At 66.2% G+C, this 13,755-nt stretch carries 17 protein-coding genes; 12 read left to right on the top strand and 5 right to left on the bottom strand.

The window, feature by feature from the left end; genetic code table 11:
* The first annotated feature begins 3 nt into the window (after positions 1-3).
* Positions 4-600, top strand: a complete 597-nt coding sequence (gene betI / locus HNQ66_RS16895) for a choline-binding transcriptional repressor BetI (RefSeq protein ID WP_184145347.1) — start codon at positions 4-6, stop codon at positions 598-600.
* An 8-nt stretch (positions 601-608) separates the two neighbouring features.
* Here betI and HNQ66_RS16900 read toward each other — a convergent pair whose 3' ends face one another.
* The gene (locus HNQ66_RS16900; protein WP_184145348.1) at positions 609-935 is read right to left on the bottom strand and encodes an ArsR/SmtB family transcription factor; all 327 of its coding nucleotides are present in this window, start codon (positions 933-935) and stop codon (positions 609-611) included.
* Between the two features lie 96 nt (positions 936-1,031).
* Between HNQ66_RS16900 and HNQ66_RS16905 the strand changes: the two genes are divergently transcribed.
* Positions 1,032-2,207, top strand: a complete 1,176-nt coding sequence (locus HNQ66_RS16905) for an MFS transporter (RefSeq protein WP_184145349.1) — start codon at positions 1,032-1,034, stop codon at positions 2,205-2,207.
* A 16-nt stretch (positions 2,208-2,223) separates the two neighbouring features.
* Here HNQ66_RS16905 and HNQ66_RS16910 read toward each other — a convergent pair whose 3' ends face one another.
* Complete coding sequence (locus HNQ66_RS16910) at positions 2,224-2,619, bottom strand: pyrimidine dimer DNA glycosylase/endonuclease V (RefSeq protein ID WP_184145350.1); 396 nt, start codon at positions 2,617-2,619, stop codon at positions 2,224-2,226.
* A gap of 304 nt (positions 2,620-2,923) precedes the next feature.
* On the opposite strand from HNQ66_RS16910, the gene HNQ66_RS16915 reads away from it, so the two are divergent.
* The 3 genes from HNQ66_RS16915 (at position 2,924) to HNQ66_RS16925 (ending at position 4,512) form a co-directional block, all read left to right on the top strand.
* Positions 2,924-3,466, top strand: a complete 543-nt coding sequence (locus tag HNQ66_RS16915; protein WP_184145351.1) for a mechanosensitive ion channel family protein — start codon at positions 2,924-2,926, stop codon at positions 3,464-3,466.
* Between the two features lie 172 nt (positions 3,467-3,638).
* Positions 3,639-3,809, top strand: a complete 171-nt coding sequence (locus tag HNQ66_RS16920) for a hypothetical protein (protein WP_184145352.1) — start codon at positions 3,639-3,641, stop codon at positions 3,807-3,809.
* A gap of 259 nt (positions 3,810-4,068) precedes the next feature.
* On the top strand, positions 4,069-4,512 hold the full coding sequence (locus HNQ66_RS16925; RefSeq protein WP_184145353.1) for a hypothetical protein: 444 nt from the start codon (positions 4,069-4,071) through the stop codon (positions 4,510-4,512).
* 48 nt (positions 4,513-4,560) lie between these two features.
* Here HNQ66_RS16925 and HNQ66_RS16930 read toward each other — a convergent pair whose 3' ends face one another.
* Complete coding sequence (locus HNQ66_RS16930; protein WP_184145354.1) at positions 4,561-5,160, bottom strand: Maf family protein; 600 nt, start codon at positions 5,158-5,160, stop codon at positions 4,561-4,563.
* A 151-nt stretch (positions 5,161-5,311) separates the two neighbouring features.
* The gene (locus HNQ66_RS16935; protein ID WP_184145355.1) at positions 5,312-5,719 is read right to left on the bottom strand and encodes a hypothetical protein; all 408 of its coding nucleotides are present in this window, start codon (positions 5,717-5,719) and stop codon (positions 5,312-5,314) included.
* Between the two features lie 240 nt (positions 5,720-5,959).
* Between HNQ66_RS16935 and HNQ66_RS16940 the strand changes: the two genes are divergently transcribed.
* Positions 5,960-7,711, top strand: a complete 1,752-nt coding sequence (locus HNQ66_RS16940; RefSeq protein ID WP_184145356.1) for a thiamine pyrophosphate-binding protein — start codon at positions 5,960-5,962, stop codon at positions 7,709-7,711.
* Here the strand turns inward: HNQ66_RS16940 and HNQ66_RS16945 are convergent.
* Positions 7,702-8,631 carry a LysR substrate-binding domain-containing protein gene (locus tag HNQ66_RS16945; protein WP_184145357.1) on the bottom strand — a complete coding sequence of 310 codons (930 nt, stop codon included), beginning with the start codon at positions 8,629-8,631 and terminating at the stop codon, positions 7,702-7,704. The genes HNQ66_RS16940 and HNQ66_RS16945 overlap by 10 nt on opposite strands.
* A 109-nt stretch (positions 8,632-8,740) precedes the next feature.
* Here HNQ66_RS16945 and HNQ66_RS16950 point away from each other — a divergent pair, with 109 nt between their 5' ends.
* From HNQ66_RS16950 to HNQ66_RS16975, 6 genes are read left to right on the top strand one after another with little or no spacing between them, the layout of a single operon-like run.
* Positions 8,741-9,205 carry an Lrp/AsnC family transcriptional regulator gene (locus HNQ66_RS16950; RefSeq protein WP_184145358.1) on the top strand — a complete coding sequence of 155 codons (465 nt, stop codon included), beginning with the start codon at positions 8,741-8,743 and terminating at the stop codon, positions 9,203-9,205.
* A 29-nt stretch (positions 9,206-9,234) separates the two neighbouring features.
* Complete coding sequence (locus HNQ66_RS16955; protein WP_184145359.1) at positions 9,235-10,068, top strand: transporter substrate-binding domain-containing protein; 834 nt, start codon at positions 9,235-9,237, stop codon at positions 10,066-10,068.
* 12 nt (positions 10,069-10,080) lie between these two features.
* A complete protein-coding gene (locus HNQ66_RS16960; protein WP_184145360.1) occupies positions 10,081-10,794 on the top strand; it encodes an aspartate/glutamate racemase family protein in 714 nt (237 codons plus the stop codon).
* Positions 10,794-11,450, top strand: coding sequence for an amino acid ABC transporter permease (locus tag HNQ66_RS16965; protein WP_184145361.1), 657 nt, complete (start codon positions 10,794-10,796; stop codon positions 11,448-11,450). Before HNQ66_RS16960 ends, HNQ66_RS16965 begins: the two co-directional genes overlap by 1 nt.
* The gene (locus HNQ66_RS16970; protein WP_281396989.1) at positions 11,447-12,241 is read left to right on the top strand and encodes an amino acid ABC transporter ATP-binding protein; all 795 of its coding nucleotides are present in this window, start codon (positions 11,447-11,449) and stop codon (positions 12,239-12,241) included. The genes HNQ66_RS16965 and HNQ66_RS16970 overlap by 4 nt, the downstream gene beginning before the upstream one ends.
* 18 nt (positions 12,242-12,259) lie before the next feature.
* A complete protein-coding gene (locus HNQ66_RS16975; protein WP_184145362.1) occupies positions 12,260-13,516 on the top strand; it encodes an NAD(P)/FAD-dependent oxidoreductase in 1,257 nt (418 codons plus the stop codon).
* The last annotated feature ends 239 nt before the right edge of the window (positions 13,517-13,755 follow it).

Genomic DNA, 13,755 nt, shown 5'->3' on the forward strand with positions numbered 1-13,755 from the left:
CACATGGCGGGAAAGCTCACCAGGCTGGTCGATATCAGGCGTCGGGAACTGCGGCAGGCGGCCTTCGAGGTGCTGCAGCGCGAGGGCATGGCCGGCGCGACGCTGGAAAAGGTCGCCATCCAGGCCGGCGCCTCCAAGGGCATCGTGCTGCATTATTTCCGTAACAAGCAGGAGCTTTTCGAGCAGGCGATGCGCGAGGCGAACGCCAATCTGCGCGATGCCGTCGCCGAGCGCCTGCGGCAGGCGAAGACACCGCGCGAACGGCTGGCCGCCATCATCGAGGGGAATTTCGACGACCGCTTCTACCAGCCGTCGATCGCCCATGCATGGCTGTCCCTGTGTGCCGAAGTGCCCCGGGAGCCGCAGCTTGCCCGCATACAGGCAGTCATCCACGCCCGCATGCACTCCAACCTGCTGTCGGCGCTGAGGCCGATCCTGCCCGCCGAGGAAGCGCGGCAGACGGCGCATCTCATCAGCGCGCTCATCGACGGGCTCTGGCTGCGCCTCGGCCTGCATTCCGGCGGCATCCTGCGCGATGAGGCCCTTGCCCTCATGCGCGACTTCATCGAGCGCAGGCTGCCCGCCGGGCAGGCAGCCTGAGGATAGCGCTAGGTATCCGCCGCGGCGTCCAGCACGGAGCCGATCAATCCGGGAAAGCGCGCCTCCAGGTCATCGTAGCGCAGGCTGAGGCGCCGGCCGCGCCCCAGCGGCTCGTTCCGGATGATGCCGGCCTCGCGCAGCACCTTCATCAGGTGCGACTTGGTCGATTTCGGCATGGAGGGGTCGGAGAGATGGCATTGCGCCATCTCCAGGGGACCGTCGACGAGCTGGCGAACGATGGCAAGGCGTTCCGGATCGCTCAGCGCGAACAGCACGTCGGTGAGCCGCAGGTCGTCTCGGGCAGGATGGGCAAGCTCGGTATTGTCATGGGCCATGGTTCGAATTTAGTTGAACCATCACCGGAATGATAGTAGGAAATGGTTCGAAATTAATCGAACCATAGGTGCCGCGTGACCCATACGACCCTATCCATGCCGCTTCGCGGTGCCGCGGGTTTCCGCATCGCGCTTGCGGGAATGGCGGTGATGATGGCCGGCGCCAGCGCGCCCTCGCCCTTCTATCCCGTGCTGCAGCAGGAGATCGGCTTTTCCGCCGCGACCCTGACCGGCATCTTTGCGGTCTACACCGTCGCCCTCCTGGCATCGCTGCTGGTCACGGGATCGCTGTCCGACCATGTCGGCCGCCGGCCGGTGATATCGGCGGGCTTTGCCCTGATGGCGCTGAGCCTCCTGTTGTTCTGGCAGGCGGGCGACGTCGCCGGATTGATGGCGGCGCGCATGCTGCAGGGCATCGCGGCCGGCCTGCTGCTCTCGGCGCTCTCCGCCGCCGTCGTCGATCTCGAACCGCGGGACAGGCCGGGGAGCGCCTCGATCTGGAACTCGGTCATTCCGCTCGGCGGCCTTGCCGTCGGCGCCCTCGTAGCGGGAGTATTGATGGATGCGACCGACATGGCGGAGGCCGACGTCTTCGGCGCGCTGGTCGCCGCCTATGCGCTCTTTGCCGGCGTCATCTGGTCCATTCCCGAGACCGCGCCGCGGCATGAAGGCGTCTGGGCCTCGCTGCGCCCGCGGATCGGGGTGCCGGCCACGGCAGCCAGGGCGTTCTGGCGCAGCTCCCCGGCCGTCATCGCCGGATGGGCCACGGGCGGGCTCTATCTCTCGCTCGGCGCACCGATCGTCCGGCACGTCTTCGGCGCCGAGGACCATGCGACGCAGGCGGCCGTGATCGTGCTGCTCTGCGCCGCAGGGGCCATCGCCTGCTACGTGGCGCGCGGCCATTCCTCCCGGCGCGTGACCCTTTATGGCACCGTCGCGCTGTCGATCGGCACAAGCCTCACGCTTGCCGCCATCGCCTGGCAATCCCTGCCCGCCTACCTGATGGCACTCACCATCGCCGGAACGGGTTTCGGCACCTGCTTCTACGGCGTGATGCGCTCCGTCGTCCCGGCCGTGCGCCCCGAGGAACGCGGCGAGCTCTTCGCCGCCCTCTTCACGCTGAGCTATCTCGCCTTCGGCCTGCCGACCCTGATGGCCGGCATCGCGGTCGGCTTCTTCGGCCTGACGGCGACGACCCTCGGCTACGGCGCGCTGATCGTGTTCTTCTCGGCGCTTGCGGGCTTCCTGCGAAAGTTCAAGACCCGGGATTGAGCTTTTCCCGCTGGCCTCAATCCTGCTGCCGAAGGCGCGCATGCAAGGTCTGGCGTATCCGGGCCCGGTTGACGGCGATCTCCTCCGGCGCGGGCGCCCAGTCCCCGTGCCACTCGGAAGGGATATCGGCGAGAAGCCCCGCGGGGTCGGTGAACTTCGGCGCGTAGCCGCGCGCCAGCATCTCGTCGATCAACTGCTGCTGGCGTTTCACGAGATATCCGAGCCGGGGATAGAAAAACCGGACATGCCCCGGCCCCAGGCGATAGTTCAGCGGGTTGCGGGGATCGTCGGGCCTTTCCCCGCGCCCGATCGCCGCGCGGACCAGGCCGAACACCCGGGGAAGCTCGCGATACTCGGCAATCAGGTGCGGCGTCGTGAGTTCCGCCGGCGGCACGCAGTTTATACGGGTCATCCTGTCGTCACCTGTTTTCTTCGGCCAAAGCGGGCCGCATTATCCGCCTACGCCGCGGCCTCGAGAAAATCCAGGGCGGCGATACGGGCATCGTGATCGGCGCGGCCCCACGACCAACTCCGCAGTCACGTCAGCGATTTCGTCTCCTAAATCCAATCCATCAATTCCCGGGACTGAACACCAGGTGGAAACCGGCGTGCCTCGGCCACGAGCACCGCAAGGCCTGCCGGCCGCGCCCTGCATTCTCGACTTGTAACGGGTCGCCTCGCCCGCTATCGCTATGATCTTCCAAGGTCGCCCTCCGATGCCCCAGATTCTCGATCCCACCCAGCTTCCCGGCGCACTCCTCTATGCCGGCATCTTCGTCCTGCTCGGCCTGTGCCTGTCATGGCTGGTGCGGCGCGTGGTGGCCGAAGCCCTGCGGCACGACAAGTCGGAGCATATCGACCAGATCACCCTCTCCTTCCTCAGCCACCTCGGCATCCTCGTCATCTGGGTGCTGCTCGCCACGTTCTATGCGCATCTCGTTCCCGCCCTGAACCGGCTCGGCACGGCGCTTCTGGCCGGCGTCAGCCTCATGTCCGTCATTCTCGGCTTTGCGGCGCAGACCACGCTCGGCAATCTCGTCGCCGGCATCAGCCTGATCCTCTACAAGCCCTTCCGCCGCGGCGACCGCCTGCAGATCCAGGCGCCGACCGGGCTCGAGACCGGCGCGGTCGAGGATATTTCCCTTGGCTATACGGTGCTGCGGACCGACGACGACAGGCGCGTGATCATCGCCAACACGACCATGGCGCAGCAGACCATGATCAAGCTCGCCCCCACTTCCGGGACAACCGAGCCCTGACGGCCGTTCCGTTCGAACGACGATTTGCCGCCGGCAAGCGAGTCACGCCACTGTCACGGTAGCGAACTTGGAAGACGCAACCGGAAGGGTTACCATCCGGCATTCAACGATTTCGGGGGATCCAGTGTCTCGTCACCACGAAACGAAGATTGCAGTCGTTCAGAATCTTGCGATGAAGAATTCGGTCGCTCAGACCCCTGTGAATTTGAAGGCGATCCGGACCGCATTGATTGTCGGCGGCTACACCGAGATCGAAATCCTGACCGCGGTCCGTAGCCTGGCGCGCGAAAGAATTCTCAGGCTTTTACCCGACCAGCAACTCGCCAGGATCTCGCGAAACTGATGGCTTCCGGCGACGGCAAATCCCCACCTGAACCTCCATGTGAACCGGAGACTGAATCCGGTATCGGCCTTTTTCAGATAGGCATCGTCGTTGCCCTGCTCTGCGGTTCGTTCGCAGTGTTCTTCGCGCTATAGGCGGCGCAAGCCCTGTTTCCTGCGTCAACGTCCGTGCGGCATGGATCATGTGTCCCGCCGCCCGTCGCATTCCCTGCGCCGATGCCGTACCATTCCCGAAATTCCGGGGAGAGGTGAGGCCGAAAATGCATGCACTGCGTCGTATCCTTGACGATATCCGGGCGCTCGTCCGCGCCAGCAGCATGCCGCATTCACATCTGCGCGACAGGCTGGGCGCAGCCCTGACGCTGACCTTCGTCGTCGATATCGTCGCGAGCGGGCTTCTCCTGCTTCTGGAAAGGAGCCATCCGCAGACGGATATCCATACCTTCTGGGATGCGCTGTTCTTCACGACCTCGCAATTGACGACGCTCTCCTCCGCCATGGCGAACCCCGTCACCATGGGCGGAAAGGTGCTGTGTCTCCTGATCGACATCTATGCGATCACCGTCGTCGCCACGGTCGCCGGCATGTTCGGCGCCTTCTTCTCCCATCGCAGCATCGATATCGCGCGGGCCAGCCAGCAAGCTGTCCCGGTCGAACCTATACGCAGCCAGGCCGATGCCGAACAGCACGCGGCGGAGCCGTAGAGGCGGCCAAGCACGACGATAAGGCAAATCCCGTCGGCGCGCCGCCCGTCAGGCATCGATGGCGCCGATCCGGCGCAGTTCCGCAAGCAGGGGCAGCATCGGCACCCCGGCCGCGGTGAAGCGGTCGCCCTCGATCGTCTCGACGAGCCGGATTCCCTCTCCATCGACCCGGCAGAGGTTCGCCGTCTTGAGGCCGTCCGGGCCGATCTCCGCCATGTAGCGGCCAATGAAGCCCGGATCGAGCTTCAGCATGGTGATGCTTGCGACATCGGTCTTGTGCCAGAGGATCTCCCCGTCACGGGCCAGCACGACGGCGACATTGATAGTGTGCGTCCTGCCCGAGAGGAGAAGCAGGCGGCGCCGCGCCTCCTCCATGTCAGCCGGCAGGGGAAGGACCGCATCGTCAAGCGACCAGACCTGTTCACAGCCGAGGAAAAGCAGGCCGGGGTTCTGCTCGCTCATCTCCGTCGCCTTGGCTTGCGCCACCACGAGGGCGAAATCTTCAGGCGACGCGCCTGTCTCTTCGAGCGGCTCTTCCAGCGCCCGGTCGTCGAGGTCGGCGGCCATCACCTCGACCGCGATACCCGCATTGCCGAGCAGCCGCAGCGCGGAGGAATTTTCCGATGCGAGGAAAAGGGACGTCTTCATTCCTGCCTCCCGTTCGATGTCGTTGCCGGCCCGCCCTCGCCGGCGGCGATATGGCCGGTCCTGCCGCTCTCGAACGTGTCGTGGGATCGCCGGGCTGCGGGCAGACGGGAGACAGTTTGCCCGCAAAACACGCCGCAGTCGACCGCCAACGCTATCCGAACGTCAGCGGCACGAGGCGATAGTCTTGCGACGCCGTCGTCTCCGCCAGCATCTGCAAGATGCCGCTCTCGGCCGCTGCACGGATCGCCGGCCAGTTGCGCCGGCCGGTCGGCAACTCGACCCGCTCCGGCGCAAGATGCGTCAGGAGCAGGCGGACGTCGTGCAGCGAAGCCGCATCCGACGGTACGAAGAGGGACGCGACGTCGCCGCTATATCCGGACGAACGATCGACGCGGTTGCTTGCGGTGAGGCTGTTGTAGAGGGGCTTTGCCGCATAGTGGCCGCGAACCTGGTCCTGCACGCGAAGATCATGGAAGTCGCGCCGATGCAGCGGGTAGCGGAAGTAATGGGAGACCTGCTTTATCTTGCGCAGGTCATCGAGGTCGAGTTCGCCGAGCATGGCAGCCTCCGCATCGTACTACTCGAGAAAGATCGTTCATGCCCATATATACAGGATCGATCGGATATCCGCGCGACTGCAAACGAGGGGGCACCTTGAAGCCGCATGGCGAGAGCCCAGACCCGGCGGTCGAAACCGGCGGTTTGACGGATCATGCCTTCCGGTCCCGGCATATCGCCGGTCCCGGGCGACCGTTCATGGCTTTATTCTGCCACCGCAACAGAGGCGGGAGAAAGCGAAATGCGCGGTGCGGATATTCTGGTGGAAATGCTCGTCGGCTACGGCGTCGATACGATCTTCGGCGTGCCGGGGGATACGAACGTTCCCCTCTATGAAGCCCTTCAGCACCGGGAAGACGAGATCCGCCATGTCATGGCGCGCGACGAACGTTCGGCCGGCTACATGGCCGATGCCTACGGGCGGTTCACCAACAGGCCGGGGGTCTTCGAGTGCCCCTCGGGGGCGGGCGCGATGTATTCCCTGCCGCCGGTCGCCGAATCGAACGGCTCGTCCGTGCCCGTCATTCTTCTCACCATCGACATTCCCCTTCCCGGCGAAGGCCGCGGCGTGCTCACGGAGCTCGATTGCGCCAAGCTCTTCGAGCCGGTGACGAAGCTGTCCGTCCAGGTGAAATCGCCGGAAAAGCTGCCGGAGATCGTCCGCCGGGCCTTCCGCGTCGCCTGCTCCGGCAAGCCCGGCGCCGTGCATCTGCAAATCCCCGAGGACATGCTGCTCGCCGAAGTGGACCCCGCCCGCATCTCCCTGCATGTCGAGGAGGAATGCCGCACGTTTCCGGCCTATCCCACGCTGCCGCCGCGCGCGAAGCTGGAGGACCTGCTGAAACTGCTCGCGAAGGCCGAGCGGCCGCTGATCGTGGCGGGCGGCGGGGTGAACCGCGCCCGCGCCGGCGACCGCATCACGGAGCTTGCGGAGAAATACAACGTGCCCATGTGCACGACCATGACCGGCCAGGGCGCCATCGACGACGACCATCGCCTCGCCATCGGCGTCATCGGCGACAACGGCTTCCATCCCCATGCGAACTGGGCGCTGGAACATTCCGACTTCACGCTCTTCGTCGGCTCGCGCATCGGCTCGGTCGTCACCATCGGCTGGACCTTCCCGCGCATCACCCTCAACCGCCGGCTGGCGCAGATCGACATCTCGCCGGAGATCATGGCCAACAACTACGAGAACCTGCTGTCCATCCAGGGCGATGCGCTGCTGGTGCTGGAAGAGCTTCTCAGCCTCGACGCGGCCATCGAGCCCGCCCGGCATGATGCGTGGATCGACGAGCTCAACAGCCGGCGAAAGGTGTTCTGGGATCACGCCGAGGAGGCGCTTCGCGACGAGCGGGTTCCGCTGCGCCCGGAGCGGGCCGTGCGCGCCTTCAACGAAGCGCTCCAGGCTTCCGGCAAGCCGGCGCTGATCTATTCCGATGCCGGAACGCCGACGCCCTACATGACGCGCTTCCTCAAGATCAACGACCGCGAGACGCGCTTTGCCATTCCGCGCGCCTTCGGCGGCCTCGGTTCGGCGCTTCCCGCGACCGTCGGGGCGTGGCGGGCGGACCCGTCCAAGCGGCCCATCGGCCTTTTCGGCGACGGGTCCTTCGGCATGACGGTCGGCGAACTGGAAACGCTGGTGCGCCTGCAGGTTCCGGCCATCCTCGTCCTCTTCAACAACGGGACCTTCGGCTGGATCAAGGGCCTGCACCGGCTGAAGGGCCATAACCAATGCTTCGGCGTGGACTTCCTCGCGCCGAGGGGGCAGGCCATCGCCGAGGCCTACGGCCTCAAGGCCTGGACGGCGCGCACCGCCGCGCAGCTCGACGAAGCGCTGGCCGGGGCCTTCGCCCATCGGGACGGGCCGTGCTTCATCGACGTGCACGTCGAATCCATCGCCGACCGGGTTCCGCCGGTCTATTCCTGGCTCCTGAAACGGGGCGAGGATCCGCTGGACCTGCGGCCGGCCGAAAAGGCCTATCTTTGACCCGCCGCACAGGCCGGCGGCAGGAATTGCCTGCGCCGGCCGAATTCCGTGGCGAACCAGTCACGGAAGATGCGCACGTTCGTCGAGCTCATCCGCACCTGCGGAAAGCAGAGATAAAAGCCTTCGCCCGACGTCTGGAGCCTGTCGAAAGCAAGCCTCAGCGTTCCCGACGCCAGTTCGTCGCGCACATGCAGCTCCGGTACCACGGCAAGCCCCATGCCGTTGACGGCGCATTCGAGGATCATGTCGAAATTCGGCAGTCGCGGGCCGTAGATGCGGCTCTTGTAGTGAACGCCCGCGCCCCGCAGCCAGTGCAGCCAGAGACTCGGCCGGCTGGAATTCTGGATCAGCGGATAGTCCAGCAGCGCCTCATCGCTTGACAGTCCCTCCGGCGGCAGCAGCTCCGGCGCGCCGACCACGACCAGCTCCTCCTGAAACAGCAACTGGCTGCGCGCGCCGCTCCAGTTGCCCGTGCCCCGCACAAACGCAAGATCGAGCTCGGAGGTCGCGAAATCGAGATCGTGGCGGCAGGGGTAGACCTCGAACCACGTCTGCGGATGGGCGCTTGCAAAGGCGGTTAGCATCGCCGCGCCCCAGCGCCGCATCAGGGTCGGGGGAAATCCGATCTTCAGCATGCTCTGCGCCGTTCGCCCGCGCACCGCGTCGATCGAGACGTCCTCCAGCTTGTCGAGCAGGCGCGAAATCTCCTCGTAGTACCGCGCGCCCTCGGCCGTCAGGACCAGTTTCGGCCCGGCGCGCTCGAAGAGCGTAAGCCCCAGGAAATCCTCCAGATTCTTGATCTGCCGGCTGATCCCGCTTTGCGTGACGCCCATGTCCTCGGCCGCCTTCGTGAAACTGAGATGGCGCACGGAGGCGTCGAAGGCATGAAGGGCGCTGAGGGAGGGCAGGAAGCGGCGCATGGGAATCTCCACTGGACAAGCATGAGTAAAAGTCATGGAGAACCCATTTTTCAATGTTTTTCTTCGGGAAGATTTCGCCGCACTCTCCGGTAAAAGAGGTGGGAACGATATGGACTACGGCGACAGCATCGACCGAAACCTGCTCAGCATCCTGGAGGAGAACGCCCGCGTTCCGGCCAGCGAACTCGCCCGGCGGGTCGGCCTTGCCCGCTCGAGCGTGCAGGAGCGCATCGAGCGGCTGGAGCGCCGCGGCGTCATCCTCGGCTACCGCGCCATCGTCGGGCGCCGTGGCGCCGACCAGTCCGTCTGCGCCTACCTCTTCATCACCACCGCGCTGCGGGCGACGCAGCGGCTGTTTGCCGTGCTGCGCGACTATCCGGAGATCCTGACCGCCGATGCGATCAGCGGCCCGGCCAACATCCTGTGCCGCGTGAGCGTCGATCTCCTGGAGGACCTGGAGGCGCTCATCGACGAACTCGCCCGCATCGAGGGCATCGAAAGCGTGACCTACTCGGTCGTGCTTTCCAACAAAATCAACCGCGAGAACGCGTTGATCGCGCACAAGGCGCAATAGGGAACGAACAACCAACTGGGACCAAGATCATGAACAGACGCGATTTCGGAAAGACGATGCTTCTTGCGGGCGCAGCCGCGCTGCTTTCGCCCTCGGTGCTTCTGGCCGCTGCCGAAGGGCCGACGCTGAAGGCCATCCGGGAGCGCGGCACGCTGCGGATCGGCGTCTTCGCCGGCACCGAGCCCTACTATCACAAGAACCTCGCCACCGGCGAATGGGAAGGCTTCTGCGTCGCGATGGGCCAGGACTTCGCGCAATATATCGGCGTGAAGCTGGAACCGGTCGAGACCACCTGGGGCAATGCCGTCATCGATCTCCAGAGCAACAAGATCGACATGATGTTCGGCCTCAGCGACAATCCCGAGCGCGCCAAGGTCGTCGATTTCAGCAAGGCCCTGATGGACAACACCTTCACCCTCGTCGCCCGCAAGGACCTTACGGTGACGACCTGGGAAGAGATGAACAGGCCGGAGATGCGCGTGGCGGTCGACCTCGGCTCGACCCAGGACAATTTCGCCCGCAAGACCCTGCCGAACTGCACGCTGGTCGCGCTCAAATCCGCCGACGAGACCATCCTTGCGCTTCAGTCCGGCCGCGCCGACGCCATCATCCAGGTGGCCCTTCTGGCCGTGGTGACGACGAAGAACCTCGCGCAGGTCTCCAAGCTGATCATTCCCGAGCCCCAGTCGAGCCAGCCGACCACGATCGGCGTGCGCCGCGATCCGAACGGCGAATTCCGCGACTTCGTCGATACCTGGCTTGCCGAGCGCCGCAAGGAAGGCAAGGTCTCGAACTGGATCGTCGACAGCCTCGCCCTCGTCGGCGTCGACAAGTCGACGCTGCCGGCGAACCTGACGTTCTGACCGGCATCCGCCATGTCCGCCCGTCCCCGCGCCCTGGGCGTCATCATGCTGGACACGGCCTTCGAGCGTCCGGCCGGTGACGTCGGCCATGCAGCGTCATGGCCCTTTCCGGTAAAGTTCCGCCGCGTGCGCGGGGCGTCCGTTCCCCTCGTCGTCCGTGCGGGCGGCGAGGGCCTCGTCGACGATTTCGTCGCCGCCGGCCGGGAACTGGTCGCCGAGGGCTGCACGGCGATCGTCACGTCCTGCGGCTTCATGGCCCGCCACCAGCGCAGGCTCGCCGACGCGCTCGGCGTGCCGGTCGCCGCCTCCAGCCTCATGCAGCTGCCGATGGTGGAGATAGCCCTCGGCGCGGGGCGGCGCCCCGGGGTGATCACCTATGACGAGGCAAGCCTCGGCCCCGAGACGTTCAGGGCCTGCGGCGCCGATCCGTCCGTGCCCAAGCGCGGCGTGCCGGCCGGCGGCGCCTTCCACCGCCTCGTCGAAGACAACGCCCCTTACGACCAAGCGGCGCTGGAGGCGGAGGTGATCGCAACGGCCCGCCGGCTCGTCGCCGATCATCCTTCGGTCGGCGCCATCGTGCTGGAATGCACCAACATGCCGCCCTTCGCACAGGCGATATCGACGGCCCTCGCCCTTCCGGTCTTCGACATCCTGACGCTCGGCGAATGGCTCTTCACGTCAACCTCCCCGCGGACATTCCCCCGGGCCGAAAAGGGCGCGCTGTGATGGATTATCAATGGGATTTCTCGGGCCTGTGGCAATATCGCGGCCTCTTCCTGCAAGGCCTGGCCTATACGATCGGCTTCACCATCCTCACGATCGTCTCCGGCATCGTCGTCGGCACGGTCTTCGCGCTTGCCCGGCTCTCCGGGTGGAAGATCGTCACCATTCCCATCATGGTCGTCGTCGAGCTGTTCCGCTGCACGCCGGTCCTCGTGCAGCTCGTCTGGTGCTACTATGCCCTGCCGATGCTGATCGGCATCGAGATCGCCCCGGCGACGGCCGCCTTCATCACGCTGACCATGTACGGCGCGGCCTTCTATGCCGAGATCGTCCGCGGCGGCATCGTGTCGATCGACGCGGGCCAATGGGATGCGGGCCGGGCGATCGGCATGCGGCGCGGGCAATTGATGGCGAAGATCATCCTGCCGCAGGCGCTGCGCCGCATGGTGCCGCCCCTGGTGAACCAGTCGGTCCTCCAGTTGAAGAACACGTCGCTGCTCTCGGTTCTCGCCGTGCCGGACCTGCTCTACCAGGGCCAGCTCGTGACGTCGGCGATCTACCGGCCGCTCGAGACCTACACCCTGATCGCGTTCATCTATCTGGCGGTCCTGTTCCCGACGACGCGCCTGGCACACTGGCTGGAGGGCCGCAGGACATGACCGGCAAGGCACAGACGGCGAACGGCGCGGACCCGATGATCGAGGTCGTGGGGCTGAAGAAGTCCTTCGGCGCGCTCCATGTCCTGAAGGACATCAACCTGTCGGTCCCGCGCGGCCATGTCGTCGCGATGATCGGGCCGAGCGGCTCGGGAAAATCGACGCTCCTGCGCAGCCTCAACCTCCTGTCGCTGCCGGACGCCGGCTGCATCACCATCGGCGGGCACCGGATGGATTTTTCGATGGGGCGCGTCTCCATGCGCGACCGGGACCTTGCCGCCTTCCGCGCCGGCACGGGCATGGTGTTCCAGAACTTCAACCTCTTCCCGCACATGAGCGTCATCGACAACGTGATGATCGGCCCGGTGAGCGTGCTGAAGCAGGACAAGGCCACCGCCCGGGCGCAAGCCACCGAACTCCTCGCCAAGGTCGGCCTTGCGGCCCGCGCCGATGCCAGGCCCGAGCAGCTTTCCGGCGGGCAGAAGCAGCGCGTGGCAATCGCCCGGGCGCTGGCCATGAAACCGGAGGTGATGCTGTTCGACGAAGCGACGTCGGCGCTCGATCCCGCGCTGGTGGGAGAGGTGCTCGCGGTCATCCGGCAGCTTGCCGAGCAGGGCATGACGATGATCCTCGTCACCCATGAAATGGCCTTCGCCCGTGACGTCGCGGACACGGTCATCTTCATGCAGGACGGCTTCGTCGTGGAGACCGGCGATGCGCGGCAGGTCATCAACGAGCCGCGCGAGGCGGCGACACGGGACTTCCTCAGCCATTTCCATGGCGGGCTTTCCTGAGAAGCGGGCGAAACGGAAATGACAGGCAGGATAATCGTGGTGGGCGCGGGCATCATCGGTGCGACCGCCGCCCTGAAACTGGCCGATGCCGGCTGGCAGGTCACGCTTTGCGACGGGCATCCGCCGGGCAGCGAAGCCGGGGCGAGCTACGGCAACGGCGGCTGGATCAGCCCGGCCTCGATCATCCCGATGAGCATGCCCGGCCTCTGGCGGCAGGTTCCCGGCTTCCTCCTCGACCGGAACGGGCCGCTGACCATCGACTGGGCCTCGCTGCCGCAGCTCACGCCCTGGCTCCTGCGCTTTCTCTGGGCCGGCGCCAGCAAGGCCCGCGTGCGCCGGACCGCCGCGCGGCTGAACTTCCTGCTCCATGACGGCCCCGAGCGCCATCTGGAACTGGCGCGGCAGACCGGGCAGGAGCGGCTGATCCTGCAGAACGGCCTGCTCTACGCCTATCCCGACCGCGCCGCCTTCGAGGCGGAGGCGCTGAGCTGGGAACTGCGCCGGGAGAACGGCGTCGCCTATGCGGAATGGGACGAGGCGGATCTGCGCCGCCGGCTGCCCGCCCTCGGCCCCGCCTACCGCTTCGCCGTGCATGTGACGAAGGGCGCGCATTGCCGCGACACGGGCCGCTACGTCGCCGGCATCGTCGAGGCCGCCCGGCGCAAGGGCGTGGAATTCCGCCAGTCTCCCGCGACGGCCATCCTCGATGCGGTCACGCCGCGCGTGGTCCTTCAAGACGGCGAAACCCTGTCGGCCGACCGCATCGTCGTCGCCGCCGGCATTCATTCCGGCCGTCTCCTGCGCGGGCTCGGCGTACGCATCCCCATGCAGAGCGAGCGCGGCTACCATGTCACCGTGGCCTCGGGCGAAACGCCCTTCGAGATTCCCGTCATGCCGAGCACCGGACGGATGGCCAACACGCCCACCGACATGGGCCTGCGCCTTTCCGGCCAGGTCGAGCTTGCGCGTGTGGACAAGCCGCCGAACTGGGAACGCGCGCAGGTGCTGCAACGGCATGCGCTGGCCAGCTACCCCTATCTTTCCGACGACAAGGCGCCGCGCCTGCGCCTGTGGATGGGGCACCGGCCCTCCACACCCGACGGGCTGCCGGTGATCGGCCCCCTGTCGCGCCATCCCGGCATCGTCGCGGCCTTCGGCCACGGCCATATCGGCATCGCCGCCGCCCCCAAGACGGCGGATCTGGTCATCGACGCGCTGGAAGATCGCATCGGCGAGGATGCGCGGCCCTTCCTGCCAAGCCGCTTCGGGCAATGACCGGCAAGCCACGCCACCACGCCGCCGAAGCGGACCGGAAGGCTTCAGGCGCAGGCCTCTTCAAACGACATATTCGTTTGCGAGCGTGACATGGTGGTGGATGCGGCCGTCGAAGAATTCGGCGAGCACCGCCTCGGTCGCCGTGCGGGCCTCGGTTCGCGCGGGGCTGGCAAGCGCCGCCTCCACGGCCTGAAGGCTCGGATAGTTGACGGCGAGGATCATCGGATATTCCGGCGCCC

It is taken from the genome of Shinella fusca (assembly GCF_014203155.1).
Lineage (GTDB): Bacteria > Pseudomonadota > Alphaproteobacteria > Rhizobiales > Rhizobiaceae > Shinella > Shinella fusca.

What these genes read in the sequence shown, in the direction of transcription:
- HNQ66_RS16905 (WP_184145349.1), top strand. Translation starts at nt 1,032, where the DNA reads ATGCCGCTTCGCGGTGCCGCGGGTTTCCGCATCGCGCTTGCGGGAATG.
- HNQ66_RS16950 (WP_184145358.1), top strand. Translation starts at nt 8,741, where the DNA reads ATGGACTACGGCGACAGCATCGACCGAAACCTGCTCAGCATCCTGGAG.
- HNQ66_RS16930 (WP_184145354.1), bottom strand. Translation starts at nt 5,160, where the DNA reads ATGAAGACGTCCCTTTTCCTCGCATCGGAAAATTCCTCCGCGCTGCGG.
- HNQ66_RS16940 (WP_184145356.1), top strand. Translation starts at nt 5,960, where the DNA reads ATGCGCGGTGCGGATATTCTGGTGGAAATGCTCGTCGGCTACGGCGTC.
- HNQ66_RS16920 (WP_184145352.1), top strand. Translation starts at nt 3,639, where the DNA reads ATGAAGAATTCGGTCGCTCAGACCCCTGTGAATTTGAAGGCGATCCGG.
- HNQ66_RS16900 (WP_184145348.1), bottom strand. Translation starts at nt 935, where the DNA reads ATGGCCCATGACAATACCGAGCTTGCCCATCCTGCCCGAGACGACCTG.
- HNQ66_RS16945 (WP_184145357.1), bottom strand. Translation starts at nt 8,631, where the DNA reads ATGCGCCGCTTCCTGCCCTCCCTCAGCGCCCTTCATGCCTTCGACGCC.
- HNQ66_RS16915 (WP_184145351.1), top strand. Translation starts at nt 2,924, where the DNA reads ATGCCCCAGATTCTCGATCCCACCCAGCTTCCCGGCGCACTCCTCTAT.
- HNQ66_RS16925 (WP_184145353.1), top strand. Translation starts at nt 4,069, where the DNA reads ATGCATGCACTGCGTCGTATCCTTGACGATATCCGGGCGCTCGTCCGC.
- HNQ66_RS16935 (WP_184145355.1), bottom strand. Translation starts at nt 5,719, where the DNA reads ATGCTCGGCGAACTCGACCTCGATGACCTGCGCAAGATAAAGCAGGTC.
- HNQ66_RS16970 (WP_281396989.1), top strand. Translation starts at nt 11,447, where the DNA reads ATGACCGGCAAGGCACAGACGGCGAACGGCGCGGACCCGATGATCGAG.
- HNQ66_RS16910 (WP_184145350.1), bottom strand. Translation starts at nt 2,619, where the DNA reads ATGACCCGTATAAACTGCGTGCCGCCGGCGGAACTCACGACGCCGCAC.
- betI (WP_184145347.1), top strand. Translation starts at nt 4, where the DNA reads ATGGCGGGAAAGCTCACCAGGCTGGTCGATATCAGGCGTCGGGAACTG.
- HNQ66_RS16955 (WP_184145359.1), top strand. Translation starts at nt 9,235, where the DNA reads ATGAACAGACGCGATTTCGGAAAGACGATGCTTCTTGCGGGCGCAGCC.
- HNQ66_RS16965 (WP_184145361.1), top strand. Translation starts at nt 10,794, where the DNA reads ATGGATTATCAATGGGATTTCTCGGGCCTGTGGCAATATCGCGGCCTC.
- HNQ66_RS16975 (WP_184145362.1), top strand. Translation starts at nt 12,260, where the DNA reads ATGACAGGCAGGATAATCGTGGTGGGCGCGGGCATCATCGGTGCGACC.
- HNQ66_RS16960 (WP_184145360.1), top strand. Translation starts at nt 10,081, where the DNA reads ATGTCCGCCCGTCCCCGCGCCCTGGGCGTCATCATGCTGGACACGGCC.